The sequence below is a fragment of the Paraeggerthella hongkongensis genome (assembly GCF_003726035.1).
Classification (GTDB): Bacteria; Actinomycetota; Coriobacteriia; order Coriobacteriales; family Eggerthellaceae; genus Paraeggerthella; species Paraeggerthella hongkongensis.
On record NZ_QICD01000020.1, the window covers coordinates 24609 to 42764 of the forward strand.

Here is an 18156-nt window from a genome sequence, read left to right on the forward strand (position 1 = left end):
TCGTTGAGACTCATCGATATCACCTACAACTTGATAGACTCGCCCGGCTTGATGAAAAAGAGCCGGATGGAAATAAGCGCCATGTCCTCCGAGCTTTCCTGCATGCCCGTTTCGATCCAGCGCATGATGACGCCCATGTACGCCGACGCGTAAAACGCCACGTAATACTGCACGAACGGCTCGGGGTCGTTGCGATAGCGCTCGTGCAGGATGGACTCGATCAGGTTCGTGCACACCGACTCGCGCAAGCGCGGCCCGAAGCGCACATCGCCGCCCGGCCCCAGGACGGCGTGCAGGAAATCGCCTTGTTCGCGCAGGTAGTCAAATAAATTGACCAAAAAAGGAAGGGGCCTTCTCTTGGTTTTATGAGCCCAAAGATAAGGAACGGTCAGCTCCTGCATCTGTCCTTGAAAGCTGTCGAGATCGGCCATGATCTCGTTTTCCAGGGTTGCCAGCAAATCGTCCTTGTCCCGAAAATGATTGTAGAAGGTGCCGCGGTTCAAATCGGCGCGCTCGCACAGGTCGTTGACGGTGATGCCGTCGAAACCGCGCTCTTCCATAAGCGCGACCATCGCATCCCTCAACGCCTTCTTCGACCGCGTGATGCGCCTATCCTCGCAGCAGGGCACCGTCGCGGCGCCGCGCGCTTCCGCCATGGAGACACTCCTTTTCGACAAGTCGATCAATAATGAACAGTTTGTTCAATAACGTTATTCTAGGGTTTCGGAACAAGGAAGGCAAGCCGAGGATGCCGGGGAGGCCGCCAGCGGTCACGCGAAACCCATGGTTCGGACACACATTGTCACCCGGTACGCTTTTGAATTGTTGACATTCGCAACGCGGCTCCCCTACCATGCCCCTACCGAACAAGGGGGCGCCGTGGGAACCAAAGAGCAGCTGCTCAGCCTGCTGGAAGACAATCGAGACCGGTACGTATCGGGCGAAAAGCTGGCTCGCGCCATCGGCGTGAGCAGAAACGCCATCTGGAAAGCGGTCAACGCGCTTCGCGCGGAAGGCTACGACATCGCCGCCGCGACAAACAAAGGCTACGCGCTTTCGCAAGAAAACGACTTGCTGTCGCCCCAGGCCATCGAGCGCTTTCTTCCATCGGAGCATCCGTTTTCCCTCGTCGTTCGCAAGCAGGTGGAATCCACGAACGACGAAGCGCGCCGGCGCGCCCTCGAGGGAGCCCCCGAAGGCACCGTGGTGGTTGCGGAAAGCCAAACGGCGGGCAAGGGCCGACGCGGCAAGGAGTTCTTCTCGCCCGCGGAAACCGGCATCTACCTGAGCATCGTGCTGCGCCCGGCGCTGCAAGCAGATCGCGCGCAGTACCTGACCACTGCCGCAGCCGTGGCTTGCGCGCAGGCGATCGAGCAGGTGGCGGGCAGGCCCGCTGCCATCAAGTGGGTGAACGACATCTACTGCGACGGGAAGAAGGTGGCGGGGATCCTCACCGAAGGCGCCGTGGATATGGAGTCGGGATGCTTCGAGCACGCGGTGCTGGGCGTCGGCGTCAACGTGAAGCCGCCGGCGCAAGGCTTCCCCGACGCCATCGGCGATATTGCGGGCTCCATCTGCAGCGACGGGGAGAAAGCGGTGCGCAACAGGCTTGTCGCCGAGATCCTGGGGCGTTTCTGGACGCTTTACGAACATCTGGAGGATCGCTCGTTCTACAGCGAGTACCGCCGTCGCTGCTTTTTGCTGGGCGAGCCCATCGTGGTAACGCGCGACGGATCGCGAACGCGCGCCCGCGCCGTCGATCTGACCGACGATTTCAAACTGGTGATAGAGCTTCCGGACAAAGCGCGCCTGGAACTCCCGTACGGAGAGGTGAGCACGGCCCATGCCCGATAGAGCAACCCGCGCGGCGGCACGATCCAACGCCCTGCCCGACGCACGCAACCACACCCGATCGCTCGTCTTGTGCGCGCTGTTCTGCGCGCTCATCGCCGTGGGGGCCTTCGTTAAAATACCGGTGCCCGTCGTGCCGTTCACCCTGCAGTTCCTGTTCACCACCATGGCCGGCCTTCTGCTGGGCCCGCGTTGGGGAACGCTGAGCGTGGCGGCGTACGTGGCGCTGGGATTGATCGGGCTGCCTATCTTCGCATCGGGCGGCGGCATCGGGTATCTGGCGCAGCCGAGTTTCGGGTACCTGATCGGCTTTTGCGCGGGAACGTACCTGACGGCGCGCATTGCATGGGCCGCGCCGAAGCCGTCCACGAAGCGCCTGCTTGCCTCATGCTTCGCCGGATTGGGCGCGGTCTACCTGATGGGCATGGCGTACTTCTACCTTATCAGCAACTTCGTCATAGGCGCCCCCATAGCGCTGGGGCCGCTTGTGCTGTACTGCTTTGTTTTGGCCGTGCCGGGAGACATCGCGCTGTGCTTCGCCAGCGCCGTGCTGGCCAAGCGCCTTTTGCCGCTAGTCGCTTCGAAGCGAGGCCGCGCATGACCACCTTCGACCAAAGCCACCTCGACCGATGCGAGCGCGCCGCCTCGCGGGGCGACCAGCTCGACCGCGCCGATCTGGTCGCGCTCGCAAAAGCGCCCCTGCACGACCTGGCCGCCGCAGCCAACCGCGTGCGCCGCGCGCAGTGCGGGGACGCGTTCGACCTGTGCAGCATCGTCAACGCCAAAAGCGGGCGCTGCCCCGAGAACTGCGCGTACTGCGCCCAGTCGCGCCACTGGAGCGCGCGCGTGGAGGAGTACCCCTTCCGCACCGCCGCAGATATCGTCGCCCAGGCGAAACGCGACGTCCGAGCAGGCGTGCAGCGATTCTCGCTCGTGGCATCCGGGCAGCGGCTCTCGCGCAGCGAGGTCGAACGGGCAGCGCTGGCCATCGCGGCCGTCAAGCGCGCCACGGGCGTTTCCGTATGCGCCTCCCTCGGCCTGCTCGAAAAAGAAGACTTCTCCTTGCTGGCGCAAGCCGGGCTTGAGCGCGTGCACAACAATCTGGAAACGTCGCGCGCGTTCTTTCCCCGCATCTGCACCACGCACGCCTACGACGACAAGCTACGCGCAATCGAAGCCGCGCGCGAAGCCGGGCTGGAAGTGTGCAGCGGCGGCATCATCGGCATGGGAGAGAGCCTTATCGACCGCATAGACCTGGCGCTCGAGCTGCGCGCGCTGCGCCCGAACTCGGTGCCCCTCAACGTGCTGAACCCCATCGCCGGCACCCCGTTGGCAAGCATGCCGCCGCTCGCGCACGACGACGTGCTGCGCACGGTGGCGCTGTTCCGGTTCGCCCTGCCCGGCACGTCCCTGCGCCTTGCCGGCGGCCGCGCGCTCCTGGGCGAAGCCGGGCGCGCCTGCCTTGAAGCCGGCGCAAACGCCCTGATATCGGGGGACATGCTGACCACCGGCGGCTTCTCCGTGGCGTCCGATCGGGCGATGGCCGCTTCCGCCGGGTTCTCCGTGCCCGACCCCATCATCTGACGCATCATGAAGCGCGCCGCCCCACATGCGTCGAGCAACCTTCGATCAGAGACGAGGAACCGCATGAACACGACATCGCGCGGCCTGTTCGTCACCGCAACCGGCACCGACGTCGGAAAAACCTACGTGAGCGCACTCATCCTCAAGCGCCTGCGCGAAGCGGGATACGATGCGGGCTACTACAAGGCAGCCATCAGCGGCATCGAAACGGACGGCCGCGGCAACCTCCTCGGCGACGCTTCGTACGTCGCTCGAGTTGCCGGGCTGGACGAGCCCCACGAGCACCTGGTCTCCTACACGTACCGCACGGCGGTGTCGCCGCATCTGGCCTCGCGGCTGGAAGGAAACCCCGTTGACCTGGACGTCGTCCGACGCGACTACGCACAAGCCTGCAGGCGCCATGACTTGGTGCTGGTCGAAGGCAGCGGCGGCATCGTCTGCCCGCTGCGCTGGGACGAACGCGCGCGCATCATGCTGGAGGATGTCGTACGCGCCCTGAGCCTAGGGGCCATCGTGATCGCCGATGCGGGGCTGGGGACCCTGAACGCGCTTGCCACCACCGCGTTGTACCTGGACGAAAAGGACATCCCGTGCCGCGGCATCGTGCTCAACAACTACGAAGCGGGCAATCTGCTCCACGAGGACAACCGCCTGATGGCAAGCGAGATCACGGGCATTCCCGTGATCGTCTGCGTCCCGCCCCGTGCGCAAGCCCTTGATTGCGACGCCGCCGCCTTGGCAAGCCTGTTCGACTGACCCATCGCCGCGCGGAACGCCCGCACGGCGCGCTTTTTCATCAACTTCGGAAAGGACCCCGCATGGCAACTTGGCAAGAACGCGACCTCGCGCACATCTGGCACCCCTGCTCCCAGATGAAGGACTACGAGGACTTCCCTCCCATCATCATCGAACGCGGAGAGGGAGTGCGCCTGTTCGACTTGGACGGAAAGGACTACATCGACATCATCAGCTCCTGGTGGTGCAATACGCTGGGGCATTGCAATCCCGACATCGCGGAAGCCGTTGCGCAGCAAGCGAAGAAACTCGACCACGTGCTGTTCGCCAATTTTTCCCACGAGGGCATCATCCAGCTTGCCGAAGAGCTGACCGCCATCATGCCCGAAGGGCTGGACAAGCTCTGCTTCTCGGACAACGGCTCCACATCGGTGGAGTGCGCCCTCAAGATGAGCTTCCAATACCACCTGCAAACGGGCCATCCGGAAAAACAGCGGTTCATGTGCCTATCCGAAGGCTACCATGGCGAAACCCTGGGCGCGCTGTCCGTGTGCGCCGATGCCACGTACGCGGGCATGTACGCGCCGCTCATGCACCGGTCTCACGTCATCGAAGCGCCCGATTGCTACCGCTGCGCGTACGGCTGCACGCGCGACGCGTGCAGCTGCCCCTGCTTTGAGCATGCCGAGCGGCAGTTCGAGCAGCACGGGCGCGAAACGTGCGCCGTCATCGTCGAGCCGCTTTTGCAGGGAAGTGCCGGCATGCGCATGTACCCGCCGCTGTACCTGGAAAAGCTGCGAGCGCTGTGCGATCGGCACGACGTGCACCTCATCGCCGATGAAGTGGCCACGGGCTTCGGTCGCACCGGCACCATGTTCGCCTTCGACCAGACAAGCGTCTCCCCCGACATGCTCTGCACTTCCAAGAACCTGACCGGGGGCTTTCTTCCCATGGCGGTAACGGCCGTAACCGACGACATCTACCGCGCCTTCTACGCCGACTACTCCGAGGGCAAGGCGTTCATGCACAGCCACACCTACGCCGGAAACCCCATCGCAGCGGCGGCGGCCTTGGCGGTGCAGCGCATCATGCGGGAAGATCGCGTGCTCGAACGAGCCGCCGTCAAAGCGGACCACCTGCAAGCGCGGCTGACCGAGGCGTTCGGCGACCACCCCCATGTGGGAGAGATTCGCCGCCTGGGCATGATTCACGCGCTTGAGCTGGTAGTCGACCGCGACACCAAGGAAGGGTTCGACCCGGGCGAGCGCATGGGATATCGGATCTACCGGCAGGCGCTCGACCGCGGCCTGATGCTGCGTCCCTTGGGCAACGTCGTGTACTTCAACCCGGCGCTGACCATCACCGAAGACGAACTCGACTGCGCCGTGGAGCGCGCTCGCGGAGCCATCGACGCCGTGCTGGGGTAGAAACCGGACAGGACGAATCGCTCGCGCCATGCCGGGAAGCTCATTGTCGATCCGAAAACACGTTTTTGAGCCCAAAAACGTGTTTTCGGATCGACAATGCCCGCGCGCGACTGCAGCCGCGCTCCCGTCCCTCTGTCTTGTCCGGCATACCGCCCTATAATTTGCTAGACTGTACCGATACCCAAACGCCAGAGAGAAAGACAGGACGCCATGCAGATCACGCCGGCAGAAATCGCCGAGACGCTTGCGATGGTGAGCAAGCAGCACCTGGACATCCGAACCATCACGCTGGGCTTGAACCTGCGCGGTTGCACCGACGCCGACATCGACGTCATGGCCCGCAAGGTCTACGACCGCATGACCAGCGCCGCCGAACGACTGGTCCCCACCGCCGAGCAATTGGAGCGCGAGTACGGCATCCCCATCGTGAACAAGCGCATCTCCGTCACGCCCATCGCCGAAATCTGCGCAGCCACCGACGCAGCCGACTTCACCCCCATCGCCATCGCCATGGACAAGGCCGGCAAGGAAGTGGGCGTCGATTTCGTAGGCGGCTTCAGCGCGCTCGTCCACAAAGGAGCGTCGCGAGCCGACACCACGCTGATGAAGTCGATCCCCCATGCCCTGTCCGTAACCGACAACGTATGCTCGAGCGTGAACGTGGGCTCCACGCGCGCGGGCATCAACATGGACGCCGCCTATCTGATGGCCGGCATCGTAAAGCAGACGGCGGAGGCCACGGCCGACCGCCAGTGCATCGGCGCAGGCAAACTGGTGGTGTTCTGCAACGCCGTGGAGGACAACCCCTTCATGGCCGGCGCGTTCCACGGATCGGGCGAGGCTGACGCCGTGGTGAACGTGGGCGTATCGGGACCCGGCGTGGTGCGCGCCGTGCTGGCCGACCTGCCGAAGGACGCCGACATCACGTCGGTTGCCGAAGCCATCAAGGCAACTGCGTTCAAGATCACGCGCGCAGGCGAGCTGATGGCGCGCGAAGCGTCGCGCCGCCTGGGCGTGCAGCAAGGCATCCTGGACCTTTCATTGGCTCCCACGCCGGCCGAAGGCGACTCGGTGGCAGAGATCCTGGAAGCGATCGGCGTCGGCCAGTGCGGCGGCCCCGGCACCACGGCTGCGCTCGCCATGCTCAACGACGCCGTGAAGAAGGGCGGCGTCATGGCGTCGTCGTCGGTCGGCGGCCTGTCCGGCGCGTTCATTCCCGTGTCCGAGGATGCCGGCATGATTCGCGCAGCGGAGTCCGGCGCCCTGTCCCTGGAGAAGCTTGAAGCCATGACCTGCGTATGCTCGGTGGGCCTGGACATGATCGCGGTACCCGGCGACACCAGCGTCGAGACCATCTTCGGCATCATCGCCGACGAATGCGCCATCGGCATGATCAACAACAAGACCACCGCCGTGCGCGTTATCCCCGCGATCGGCAAGCAGGTGGGCGATCGGCTGGACTTCGGCGGCCTGCTGGGCTACGCGCCCGTCATGCCGGTCAACCAGCATGCGGGCACGGTGTTCGCCCATCGCGGCGGCCGCATGCCCGCGCCGATCAACTCGCTGAAAAACTAGCGCGCTTCCCGGAGGCGACCACGGGCCGCCTCCCGCACCATTATGGGCGCGAATCGACCCGGCAAAGCCCTGCCGAACGCGCCGGGCACACCGAAAAGGGGCTGCATCACGTTTGATGCAGCCCCTTCGCTTGAAACCGGCTAGACGGTGCGCTAGTCGCGCGTGAGTTTGCGATGGATGCGATGCGGCTTCGCAGCCTCTTCGCCCAAGCGCTCCACCTTGTTCTTCTGGTAGGACTCGAAGTTGCCCTCGAACCAGAACCAGTTGCCGGGATTCTCGTCGGTGCCCTCCCATGCCAGAATGTGCGTGGCAACGCGGTCCAGGAACATGCGGTCGTGGCTGACCACCACGGCGCAACCCGGGAACGCCAGCAGCGCCTCTTCCAAGCACTCGAGCGTTTCAACGTCCAGGTCGTTGGTCGGCTCGTCCAAAAGCAGCAGGTTGCCGCCTTCCTTCAGCGTGAGCGCCAGGTTCAAGCGGTTGCGCTCGCCGCCGGACAGCACGCCCGTGGGCTTTTGCTGATCAGAGCCCTTGAAGCCGAAGCTGGCCACGTAAGCGCGCGTCGGAATCTCGGTATCGCCCACGCGAATGTAATCGGTGCCGCCGGACACGGCTTCCCACACGTTCGCCTTCGGGTCGAGGCCAGAGCGATTCTGATCGACGTAGGAGATCTTCACCGTCTCGCCGACATCGAGCGTGCCCGAAGTCAACTCCTCCAGCCCAACGATGGCCTTGAACAGCGTGGTCTTGCCCACGCCGTTCGGACCGATCACGCCCACGATGCCGTTGCGCGGCAGCTCGAAGGACAGGTCGTCGATCAGCACGCGGTCGCCGAACGATTTATGCAGATGCTCGGCCACGAGCACCTTCGCGCCCAGGCGCGGACCCACGGGGATCTGGATGTCGGTGAAGTCGAGCTTCTTCGACGCAGCGGCCTCGGCGGCCATCTGCTCGTAGCGCTCCAAACGGGCCTTGCTCTTCGCCTGACGAGCCTTCGGGCTGGAGCGCACCCATTCGAGCTCCGACTGCAAGCGCTTCGCCATTTTCGCATCGCGCTGGCCCTGGGCCTCCAGGCGCGCGGCCTTCGTCTCCAGATACGTGGAGTAGTTGCCCTTGTACGGGAACAAGCTGCCACGGTCAACCTCGCAGATCCACTCGGCCACGTTGTCCAGGAAGTAGCGGTCGTGCGTGACGGCCAGCACGGCACCCTGGTAGTTCTTGAGGAAGCGCTCCAGCCACAGCACGGACTCGGCGTCCAGGTGGTTGGTGGGCTCGTCCAAAAGCAGCAGGTCGGGCGCCTCAAGCAGCAGGCGGCACAACGCCACGCGGCGACGCTCGCCGCCGGACAGCACGTTCACCGGCATGTCGGGGTCGGGGCACTGCAGCGCGTCCATGGCCTGGGACAGCTGGCTGTCCAGATCCCAGCCGTTCGCCGCGTCGATGGCGTCCTGAAGCTCGCCCATCTCGGCCATGAGCGCATCGAAGTCGGCATCGGGCTCGCCCATGAGCTCGCCGATCTTGTTGAAGCGATCGATCTTCGCCTTGACCTCTCCGAACGCCAGCTCGATATTCTCCAGGACGGTTTTGTCCTCGTCGAGCGGCGGCTCCTGCTGCAGAATGCCCACCGTGTAACCGGGAGAGAGGCGCGCCTCGCCGTTCGAGACCTCCTCAAGACCGGCCATCAGCTTGAGCAGCGTCGACTTGCCCATGCCGTTGGGGCCCACCACGCCGATTTTGGCGCCGGGATAGAACGAAAGCGACACGTCGTCCAAGATGACCTTGTCGCCATGCGCCTTGCGCGCCTTGTACATTTGATAGATGAATTCCGCCACGGATGCTCCTTGTTCTCAACTTCGCACAGGCCGCCGCCCATGGCCGCGCCTGCACAATTGCATCCGTCTATTGTCGCACATTTGGACAAGAAGGGGCCGTACGAGGCGTGCTTCCCGAAAACGAGCATCGACCACAGGCCGCGTCACGCACACAAGCAACTACACGGCTTCCTGCACAATTCAAGCAGGTCAACGGCAACGTCACTACACCCCCTCGTTTTGCAGGGGGAGCCACATTGCCGCACAAAACACCGCACTTGGGGTGTGCCGCGCAAAAGCCTCTTTTTTTAGGATCTTCTTCAGCACATGCGCAACAGCCGTTGCGTATGAATCGAACCAAGGAGGATTCGCCATGGGAGAATCAAGCAGTCTTACAAACCAGAGTCGTCGCACATTCCTCAAGACCGCAGGCGTGGCACTTGCAGGCGCCGCAAGCTTTAGTGTCATTGGATGCGCACCGCAGGGGGCATCGAGCAGCTCGGAAAAGGGCTTGGCAACCAAAGGCGCCGACACAAAATGGGACGAAGAGTTCGACGTAGTGGTTGTTGGCGCAGGGTGCGCAGGCCAAGCCGCCGCAATCACGGTCGCCCTCGAAGGAAACGGCGCGACATGCCTGCTAGCCGAAAAAGGCACCATGCCGGGCGGCAACAGCCCTTTCTGCAAGGGGACTATCGTTTACACAAACGACGAAAATGCGTTCAACCAGTACATGCTCGAAATGCGCGGCAGCGAAGGAACCACGCCCGATGACGTAATTGCAGCCTATGCCAAGGGGGCTGCCGAAAATTACGACTGGGTATTCAACACCTTGGGAGGAGCGTTGGAAGAAGCATCCGTCATCCCGCCCAGCACAAAGGACGACCCCTTGGCCCCTACGCCCGAATGGCCCGAATTCGAGCACTGCTATTCACTGGGAAAACTCACGATAGCCGGCAAGAAAGACGTTGAGATCAAAGGCGCTAAACATATTACCAAGCTGCTCGACAGCGTCATAACCAGCCATGCCGACGTCATCAAATACCGCACCGAAGCCCCACTCAGCGAGCTCGTGCAAGACCCGACCACGAAAGAAATCCTCGGCGCCGTCATCGGCGGCAAGAACGTGAAGGCAAACAAGGGCGTCATCATGTGCACGGGAGGTTTCGAGGCAAATCCCACCATGCGTCAAGACTTCATTGGGCAAGGAGCCGCACACCCCGCCATCGAAGACTTGAATACCGGAGACGGGCATAAGGCGTGCATGAAAGTCGGTGCGGATTTTTGGCACATGGAGCATGTTGCGGGCTTTTGGATGGCCGGACGGGATTTGGCGAATACGAAGTTCACGAACAACCAGATCATTTCACCATGCCCGAAGCAATTCGGCATCACGGTAGGGACGAACGGACGTCGCTACTATATGGATTGGGACGGCTATAGTAACAAGTCGGATATCGCGTACAGGGACAACGTATCCCTAGCCGTTGGAAGTCGCCATGGCCACATGCAAATCGGCGGTGAATGGCCTCATCTCGCCCAGCCAAGCAAAGCATGGTTCGTATTCGACCAACAAGGTCTGGAGGCGGGAGCCATACCTGCTTCCACCACGTCCGATCCGGTTGCCGACAAGCTTGCCTATTCCGCAAACAGCATCGAGGAGTTAGCCGACCAGATGGGCGTTCCCGCGAACGAGCTAAAAACCACGGTAGACCAATGGAACGAATGCTGCACAAACGGCACCGACATCTTCTTCCATCGACCGGCAAAGACTCTCACCCCCATCTCCACCCCTCCGTTTTACGCGCAGTTGTGCTGCCCTGCGTTCCTCAACACCGACGGCGGACCTGTTCGCAGCGCCAAAGCAGAAATCCTCGATCCGGATGGAACCCCCATCCCGCACCTGTACTCTGCGGGCGAATTCGGCTCCATTTGGAGCGGCATGTACCAAGGTGGCGGCAATGTCGCGGAGTGTCTAATCTTCGGGCGCATCGCAGCCCGCTCCGCTATTGCAGGTTGACGACGCATCGACAGGCCGTTCAACAAGATTGATCCCTCCAACGAAAGCCCGGCTGAGTAAAGCGAACCCCTAAAGTTAGACCAGATTTAATAAAATCGGTCACGACTTTAGGGGTTTCTTATGCCACGGGATTTCGTGCGATGATCGAACACGTGAAGCCAAGCAACAAGAATCCAGGGGCGCAAAGAGCCAATCGGTCATTTTTTCATGAAGTCAATAAGATCCTGCTTCGAATGAACGTCAAGCTTTTGATAGATGTTCTTCACGTAGCTGCGAACGGTATTGTCCGAAAGATATAATTCCCCGGCGATATAGGACGAACTGCGTCCCTCCGCAAGAAAAGAAAGAACTTCGGTCTCGCGCTTGGTCAGCCCATACTGTTCGCGCACCTGCATCAAGCGATCCGATTTGTCGGAAACACGTACGTCTCCGTTTACAAGCGCAGAGAACGAGGGGCACTCCTCCCGAGCGGACGGAACTCCTTCGTCTGAACAATCTTCCGCAAACAGCGGCCTTGTCCGCGGAATGGCGTCCGTCAGCAGGAAGCCCACGCTCATAGCAAGCAGACAAATCATCCCCGCAATAACCAGCATCTGCTCGAACCCTCCGCGATTTCCGATCCCCAACATGACCAATCGCCCGCTCTCGCGAAAAAACAGATGAAGGAACCAGAAAAAACCTACGACCAGGTACGGCGGCAAAGCACGATGACGTGCAACATCGTACGAGGTGAACCAAAGAAAGCCCACCTGGAACAAATTCGTGATGGCAATGAGCGTAGCCCCGATTTGACCGGTAAACGGATCAAGCGTGGACAACATGATTACGCCCACCGCAAGAGCGGCAAGCTGCGCCTGCCATAAAGCCGAAAATCTCAGGCGCCGACCTTTGACGAGCGCCCACCACATAACGCCAAGCGCCGCAACCGTCACCCCCACGTGTTGCACTAGCTGAAATGAAGGCGAAAGCTTGATTGATTCCCCGAACGGAAAACCTCGTGACACACCAAGTACGAAACTGAACAAGGCGATGCCCACAATCAAGCGCACGAGAGTTGAACGAGGCTCGTGCGCGTACACGTCATTCGGCGACGGAGTAACGATTCCGCGTGCCTCGCGCGCATCAAGCGCCTTCTGAGCCTGAAGATACATAACCAGAATGACCACCGGCAAAAGCATGCTTATGAAAAACGCGGTCTTCGCCTCCACGTAGCCTATGAAAATGCCTATGACGCTGGAAATGGCCAACGACCCGAACGCGACCAGCAACGCCTCATGCAGGCCAAGGCGTACGTAGAAATTAATCCACATGCCGCCACCCCAAGTCAAACCAATCCCGGAGCAAATCGCCGCAACCAGGGTAAACGGAAGATCGGGCATAAGCGATTGCACGAAAAACAACAAACTGCCCAACGTCATCAACAAGATCGACGTCCATCCGAGCACCGTTTGCGCTCGATGAGAGAACGGCTTTCGAAGCGCGATCGCTCCCAGCACCACGATGCACGCGCAGCGCGCAAAGTTGATCTCAACAGTGGTCAACCCAGAATCAACCCAGATGTAGCGAGCATACAAAATGCATTGTATCCAAACGAGTACTAAACTGGTTCCGAAAAACGACGGGGAAAGGCGCTCTTGACATGCGCCCGAAAAGCTTCTCGCAGAGAACAGCTCCGTCATGCATCAGACCCTTCGAATACCGCACGTACCAAATACTCCACGTTGCCCTCCGGGCCCGTGATGGGCGACTCCACCACGCCCGTCGCGTCGAACCCGGCTTCCTCCAACGCTCCCCGCACCTCGGCCACCGTGCGCTCGCGCACGGCGGCATCGCGGACGACGCCGCCCTCCGTTTCGCCCGCGCGCGACTCGAACTGGGGCTTCACCAGGCCGATGAACACGCTCCCCGGCGCGCTCAGCCGAGCGAATATCGGAGCAAGCTGCGCCAACCCGATGAAGCTGAGATCGGCGACCAGCAGATCGAACGGAGCGCCCAGGCTGCCCGGGTCGGCAAGCTTGATGTTCGTTCGCTCGAACACGCGCACGCGCGGATCCTGCCGAAGCTTCCAGGCAAGCTGCCCGTAGTTGACGTCCACGCACGCAACGGTTGCCGCGCCTGCCTGCAGCAAGCAATCGCTGAACCCGCCGGTCGACGAGCCGATATCAATACAGCGCATGCCGGACGCGCTCTGCCCGAACGCGTCGAGCGCGCCTTGCAGCTTGTGCCCGCCGCGCGAAACGAAGCGCTTGCGATTCTTCACCACCACGTCGGCGTCCGGCGCAACCTTCACGGCGGCGCTGGTTGCGTACACGTCGTCCACCTTCACCTCATGAGCCAGCACCGCGCGAAGCGCGGCGTCCACATGGGGAAAATACCCTTGCTCCACCAGGAGCGTATCCAATCGAATTTTCTTCATGGGGCACAGTATAAGGCTTCACCCGCAAAGATTGAAACAAAGCGCAGAGTCAGGCGGACCGCCCAGCGCATGCTACCCGATTCTTCCCCTCGCCTTTCGAACGATACAGCGCCTCGTCCGCCGCCTGGTACAGCGAAGCAAAGCTAGCCCCCGAGTCTGGACAGTACGCCACCCCTACGCTCACGCTTGCTCCCGCGGCTTCTTCGTGGCCCCGACGAACGTTCTCCACGAATCGTTGGGCAAGGGCAACCCCTTCCTCCCGTGACGCAAGCTTCGAGAAGAACACGACGAACTCGTCGCCGCCCAGTCGGCACAGCACGTCGCCGGGCCGCAGCTCACGCTCGATCGCTTGCGTCACGCTGAGCAGGACGCCATCGCCCACGCTATGCCCATGCGTGTCGTTCACCTGCTTGAAGTCGTCAATGTCCACCATGGCAAGCGCCGATAGCGCACCTTCTTCGCGAGCCTCGAGCAACCACTCGATCAGGCTTTCCCCCGAACGACGGTTGAGCACCCCCGTCAACGAATCGATAGTGCTGAGCTTCTCGAATTCTGCCCTGGTCACCACATCGTTCAGCTTGACGCGCATGAAAGCCGTGTTTATCGCAATGCCCATAAAGCAAAACGACACGCTGTTCCTCACATCGGCCAACGCCAATTCCGGACTCTTGAACATCGTGGTCAAAAAGCAGAACAACGCGGTCGCAACCCCGATGAAAAGAGCGATGCGCCACGGCCGATCAAGCACGAACAAAGGCAACATCACCATGAACATGATGAACGTAATAGCCGCCGATTCAGTGTCCCATACGGTTCCCATGAGCATGAACAAAAGCAGCATCAGGCCCAAGAACACGTAGTACGAAACCAGCACGATATCCAGGTGGCGGACAAGAACGGTTCGAGCGCTCACGTAGCCCACGGTGGAAAGCACCGCAAGCGCATACGCACCCGCGCCCTTGAATCCAAACGAGGCGTCAATCAACTCCAAGAGCACAGCGCCGAACGATACGATCAAGCAGCCGAGGCACAAGCCCTTCATCATAGACAGATTCTGCTCACGCACGGCCTCGCGATAGTCCGAAAACTCAGGAGGGCTCACCAATGCCCGCGCCCAACCCATCAGCATGCCCCCCTTCTTCGCAACTATGTCCGATGCGTTAGCTTACCTTAAAAGACCCGCACGAATTCCAAAGGACATGTTTGTTTCGGCACCGAAACCAACCACCTGGCAAAATGCAGGAGCATCCAAGCGCAACACAGCAAGCGAGCGCAAATTGACCCCGCATCGCGTCCTCGACGCGTTGCGCCGAACGCGTTCCCTGCACGCAGATAGCGGCGAAGCGAACCGAGCAAGGCAAAGGGGCAAGACGAAGAAACGCGCCCCTGCCCTGCCCCTTCTTCCTCGTTTCGCAACGACGGCCGCCCAAGCAGGCGGCCGTCGAGCAAGCGCTTTGCTATGCGGGCCTTACGGCAAAAGCAGCTGCGCGATCTGCACGGCGTTGAGAGCAGCGCCCTTGCGAATCTGGTCGGCAACCACCCAGAAGGCCAAGCCATGCTCGACCGTGGGATCCTTGCGCAAGCGCCCGACGTAGGTGTCGTTGGTTCCCGCCAGAAGGCCCGGCATGGGGTACGTGTTCGTAGCGCCGTCGTCCATGACGGTGATGCCCTCGAACGCTTCGAGCGCTTCGCGCGCGGCTTCCACGCTCACCTCGTCGGCGAACTCCACGTTCACCGATTCGGCATGGCAGCGCAGCACGGGCACGCGCACGCACGTGGGCGCGACCTTGACGTTTTGGTCGCCCATGATCTTCTGCGTCTCGACGACCATCTTCCACTCTTCTTTGGTGTAGTCGTCGTCCATGAACACGTCGATGTGGGGAATGCAGTTGAACGCGATGCGATGCTGGAACACCTCGACCGTCAGATCCTCGGAAGGCGTACCGCCCAGGAAGTCCTTCGTCTGGCTGTACAGCTCCTCCATGGCCGGCGCGCCGCCGCCGCTGGCCGCCTGGTACGTGGACACCACCACGCGCGTGATCGGCGACAGGTCGTACAAGGGCTTGAGCGCCACCACCATCTGGATGGTGGAGCAGTTCGGGTTCGCGATCACGCCGTTGTGCCAGGCCACGTCCGCAGGGTTCACTTCGGGCACCACCAGCGGCACGTCCTCGTCCATGCGAAACGCGCTGGAGTTGTCGATCATCACGGCGCCGGCGTCCACCACGGCCTGGCGCATCTGCTTGGACATGCCGGCTCCGCAGCTGAACAGCGCGATGTCCACGCCCTGGAACGACTCGGGGGTCATCTCCTGCACGATAAGGTCGCCCGCGGGCACCTGCCCGCAGCCGGCGAACGGCAGGGCCTTGCCAGCCGAGCGCGCAGACGCCAACGCGCGCACCTCGCTCGCAGGGAAGTCCACGTCGTGCAGCACCTGCAGGAACTCGGCGCCCACAGCGCCCGTCGCTCCCGCGATCGCCACCACCGGATTCGCCGGTATTTCCTTCGTCCAAGCCATAGCAACTCCCTTTCCCCTTGTTTTCAGGTTGGCGCTCGCGTTGCGCCTGAGTTAACGCCCAGCCGGTTGGGTCCCAGGTTGGCGTAGTACGTCAGCGAGAGGGGCAGGGGTGCGCCGAATTCGCGAGATCGCGGGGGCGAAGCGTACCTTGGGTACGCGAGCCGCCGGGATCGCGCGAAGACGGCGTGCACCGGCCCCTCGCAGCGTCGGGCGGTTGCGTCGTTCGGCAGAACGACGCAACCCTTACCGGCCCTTGTTCATCTTCGCGGCGATCTCCTCAGCGCTCAGCTGCGTTTCCTCGAACACGCTATCGGAATCCAGATCGAACGCCGTATGCAAGCAGCGCACGGCCTGCGCCGTTTGCGCGCCGTCGACCACCACCGACAAGCGAATGGGCGACGTGGAGATGGCCAAGATGTTGATCTGGTTCTCCCCAAGCGTCTGGAACGCCTTGGCGGCCACGCCGGGCGACGATTTCATGCCCGTGCCCACCAAGCTCACCTTCGCGATATCCTCGTCAACATCGTACTCGCGCGCGTTGATATCCGGCAGGATCCGCTCCACCGTTTCGCACGCACGCTGCTGATCAGCGCCCGGGCACGTGAAGCTGATGTCGGTGATGCCGTCCAGCGAGATGTTCTGGATGATCATGTCCACGCTCACGTTATTGCCCGCCAGCGCGGAGAACACCTTGGCGGCCACGCCCGTCATGTCGGGCACGCCGCGAATGGTGAACTTCACCTCGGACGTATCGTGGGCAATGCCGGTGATGACGGCTTCCTCCATCATGTCGGTTTCCTCCTTGATATAGGTGCCCTCGGCATCAGAGAACGCCGAGCGGGAATGAATGACCACCTGGTACTTGCGCGCGAACTCCACGGCGCGCATCTGAAGCACGCCCGCGCCCGAGCTGGAAAGCTCCAGCATGTCGTCGTAGCTGAGAACGTCGAGCTTGCGCGCTCGAGGGCACACGCGCGGATCGGCCGTGTACACGCCGTCCACGTCGGAATAGATCTCGCACACGTCGGCGCCCAAGCCGTGCGCCACCGCCACCGCCGTAGTGTCCGATCCGCCGCGGCCGAGCGTGGTGATGTCGCCGTTCGCATCGATGCCCTGGAATCCGGCCACCACCGCGATCATGCCGTTGCGAACCGCATCCATGATGCGCTCGTTGTGCACCTTCACGATCTTGGCCTTGGCGTGCGTGCCGTCCGTTTCGATGCCGGCCTGACGGCCGGTGAAGCTCATGGCCTTGTAGCCGCGCGCCTCGATGGCCATGGCCAGAAGCGTCATGGAAACCTGCTCGCCCGTGGACAGCAGGCGGTCCATCTCGCGAGCCGGCGGGTTGTCGTTGAGCGAGGCCGCCAACCCGACCAGTTCATCGGTCGTCTTGCCCATGGCGGACACAACGGCCACAACGTCGTGCCCGGCTTGCTTTTTCGCAATGAGCTTCTTCGCGACCATTTGGATGCGCTCAGGCGAAGCGACCGACGTACCTCCGAATTTGCATACGATTAACGACATGGTGTTCTTTCTCGTCGCAGTGACCCAATCGGCTCATCACTATACCAAACAACCCGCCGCCGCGCCTACGGGAAGCCCGCCGCCTGGGGCTTTTTTCACCGCGAAAGCGCGGCACCGAACCACCCTAGCTGCGCGCGCGACTGCATCGAAGGCGGTTTTGCGCGAAATGGAGGTCGCCGCGATCAACCATGCTGCCGCTGGGAATCCCGATTCGCGCCCAAAAAACTCGGGACGCTACCCCAATCTGTCCGCGGAGGGCTCGAAAATGGCAGAGATTCCGAGGTTTGTGGCTTTTCGTTCGCGACGGCGCGCACGAAAAGGGAAGATGAAATCTGCGACCAGGCATTATGCGACCACTTGTTTGCTATAGGCGGAATCTTCCGCGTTCAGGAGCCGCAAACCTTCCAATCTCTGCCAAATAAGCGCCCGTCCGCGTCAACCCCAAGAGGTTGCGCGCGAAAACCCCTGTCGCTGGCAGTTTTTCGCGCGCAAGCGCCCCGTGCACGGGATGCACGAGCGCCCCGCCCCTCCGGCTTAGAAGGGAGCGGGGCGCTGCACGACGTGGCGGGAGCTACGCCGTGATGATGGTGCCGGTCTTGCCCTCGAGGCCCGCGGCGGCGCACTCGAGGCTGGTGATGAGGGCCTTGCCCTCGGGGAAGGCGCGCACGTACTCGATGCAGGCCTCGACCTTCGGCAGC

General features: G+C 62.1%; 14 protein-coding genes and 1 pseudogene. 7 read left to right on the forward strand and 8 right to left on the reverse strand.

All coding sequences use genetic code 11. The features are described from left to right. Positions 1 to 23: 23 nt before the first annotated feature. Positions 24 to 656 (reverse strand): TetR/AcrR family transcriptional regulator, encoded by a 633-nt coding sequence (locus DMP08_RS09180; protein ID WP_123192611.1) that lies wholly within the window; start codon positions 654 to 656, stop codon positions 24 to 26. A gap of 223 nt (positions 657 to 879) precedes the next feature. Between DMP08_RS09180 and DMP08_RS09185 the strand changes: the two genes are divergently transcribed. The 6 genes from DMP08_RS09185 (at position 880) to DMP08_RS09210 (ending at position 7172) form a co-directional block, all read left to right on the forward strand. After that, positions 880 to 1854, forward strand: a complete 975-nt coding sequence (locus tag DMP08_RS09185; protein WP_244596903.1) for a biotin--[acetyl-CoA-carboxylase] ligase — start codon at positions 880 to 882, stop codon at positions 1852 to 1854. Next, complete coding sequence (locus DMP08_RS09190) at positions 1844 to 2452, forward strand: biotin transporter BioY (protein WP_123192613.1); 609 nt, start codon at positions 1844 to 1846, stop codon at positions 2450 to 2452. Before DMP08_RS09185 ends, DMP08_RS09190 begins: the two co-directional genes overlap by 11 nt. Next, positions 2449 to 3435, forward strand: coding sequence for a biotin synthase BioB (gene bioB, locus DMP08_RS09195; RefSeq protein ID WP_123192614.1), 987 nt, complete (start codon positions 2449 to 2451; stop codon positions 3433 to 3435). The genes DMP08_RS09190 and bioB overlap by 4 nt, the downstream gene beginning before the upstream one ends. Positions 3436 to 3498: 63 nt before the next feature. After that, positions 3499 to 4191, forward strand: a complete 693-nt coding sequence (gene bioD / locus DMP08_RS09200; protein WP_123192615.1) for a dethiobiotin synthase — start codon at positions 3499 to 3501, stop codon at positions 4189 to 4191. A 62-nt stretch (positions 4192 to 4253) separates the two neighbouring features. After that, complete coding sequence (gene bioA / locus DMP08_RS09205; RefSeq protein ID WP_123192616.1) at positions 4254 to 5597, forward strand: adenosylmethionine--8-amino-7-oxononanoate transaminase; 1344 nt, start codon at positions 4254 to 4256, stop codon at positions 5595 to 5597. 210 nt (positions 5598 to 5807) lie between these two features. Next, complete coding sequence (locus DMP08_RS09210) at positions 5808 to 7172, forward strand: PFL family protein (RefSeq protein ID WP_123192617.1); 1365 nt, start codon at positions 5808 to 5810, stop codon at positions 7170 to 7172. 152 nt (positions 7173 to 7324) lie between these two features. Here the strand turns inward: DMP08_RS09210 and ettA are convergent, their stop codons facing one another. Further along, positions 7325 to 9004: an energy-dependent translational throttle protein EttA gene (gene ettA, locus DMP08_RS09215; RefSeq protein ID WP_123192618.1), complete on the reverse strand. Its 1680-nt coding sequence runs from the start codon at positions 9002 to 9004 to the stop codon at positions 7325 to 7327. Between the two features lie 490 nt (positions 9005 to 9494). On the opposite strand from ettA, the gene DMP08_RS09220 reads away from it, so the two are divergent. Further along, positions 9495 to 11000: an FAD-dependent oxidoreductase gene (locus DMP08_RS09220; RefSeq protein ID WP_161555455.1), complete on the forward strand. Its 1506-nt coding sequence runs from the start codon at positions 9495 to 9497 to the stop codon at positions 10998 to 11000. A gap of 197 nt (positions 11001 to 11197) precedes the next feature. Here DMP08_RS09220 and DMP08_RS09225 read toward each other — a convergent pair whose 3' ends face one another. The 6 genes and pseudogenes from DMP08_RS09225 to DMP08_RS12650 all read right to left on the reverse strand — a co-directional run. Continuing rightward, positions 11198 to 12679: a helix-turn-helix transcriptional regulator gene (locus tag DMP08_RS09225; RefSeq protein ID WP_123192620.1), complete on the reverse strand. Its 1482-nt coding sequence runs from the start codon at positions 12677 to 12679 to the stop codon at positions 11198 to 11200. Then, positions 12676 to 13416: a TlyA family RNA methyltransferase gene (locus DMP08_RS09230; RefSeq protein ID WP_123192621.1), complete on the reverse strand. Its 741-nt coding sequence runs from the start codon at positions 13414 to 13416 to the stop codon at positions 12676 to 12678. Before DMP08_RS09230 ends, DMP08_RS09225 begins: the two co-directional genes overlap by 4 nt. A gap of 49 nt (positions 13417 to 13465) precedes the next feature. Further along, complete coding sequence (locus tag DMP08_RS09235; RefSeq protein ID WP_123192622.1) at positions 13466 to 14545, reverse strand: GGDEF domain-containing protein; 1080 nt, start codon at positions 14543 to 14545, stop codon at positions 13466 to 13468. 339 nt (positions 14546 to 14884) lie between these two features. Then, the gene (locus DMP08_RS09240; protein WP_123192623.1) at positions 14885 to 15934 is read right to left on the reverse strand and encodes an aspartate-semialdehyde dehydrogenase; all 1050 of its coding nucleotides are present in this window, start codon (positions 15932 to 15934) and stop codon (positions 14885 to 14887) included. Positions 15935 to 16177: 243 nt separating this feature from the next. After that, positions 16178 to 17458, reverse strand: a complete 1281-nt coding sequence (locus DMP08_RS09245; RefSeq protein ID WP_123192624.1) for an aspartate kinase — start codon at positions 17456 to 17458, stop codon at positions 16178 to 16180. A gap of 571 nt (positions 17459 to 18029) precedes the next feature. Then, positions 18030 to 18156 (reverse strand): annotated as a pseudogene (locus DMP08_RS12650) (carbamate kinase); the annotation flags it as partial.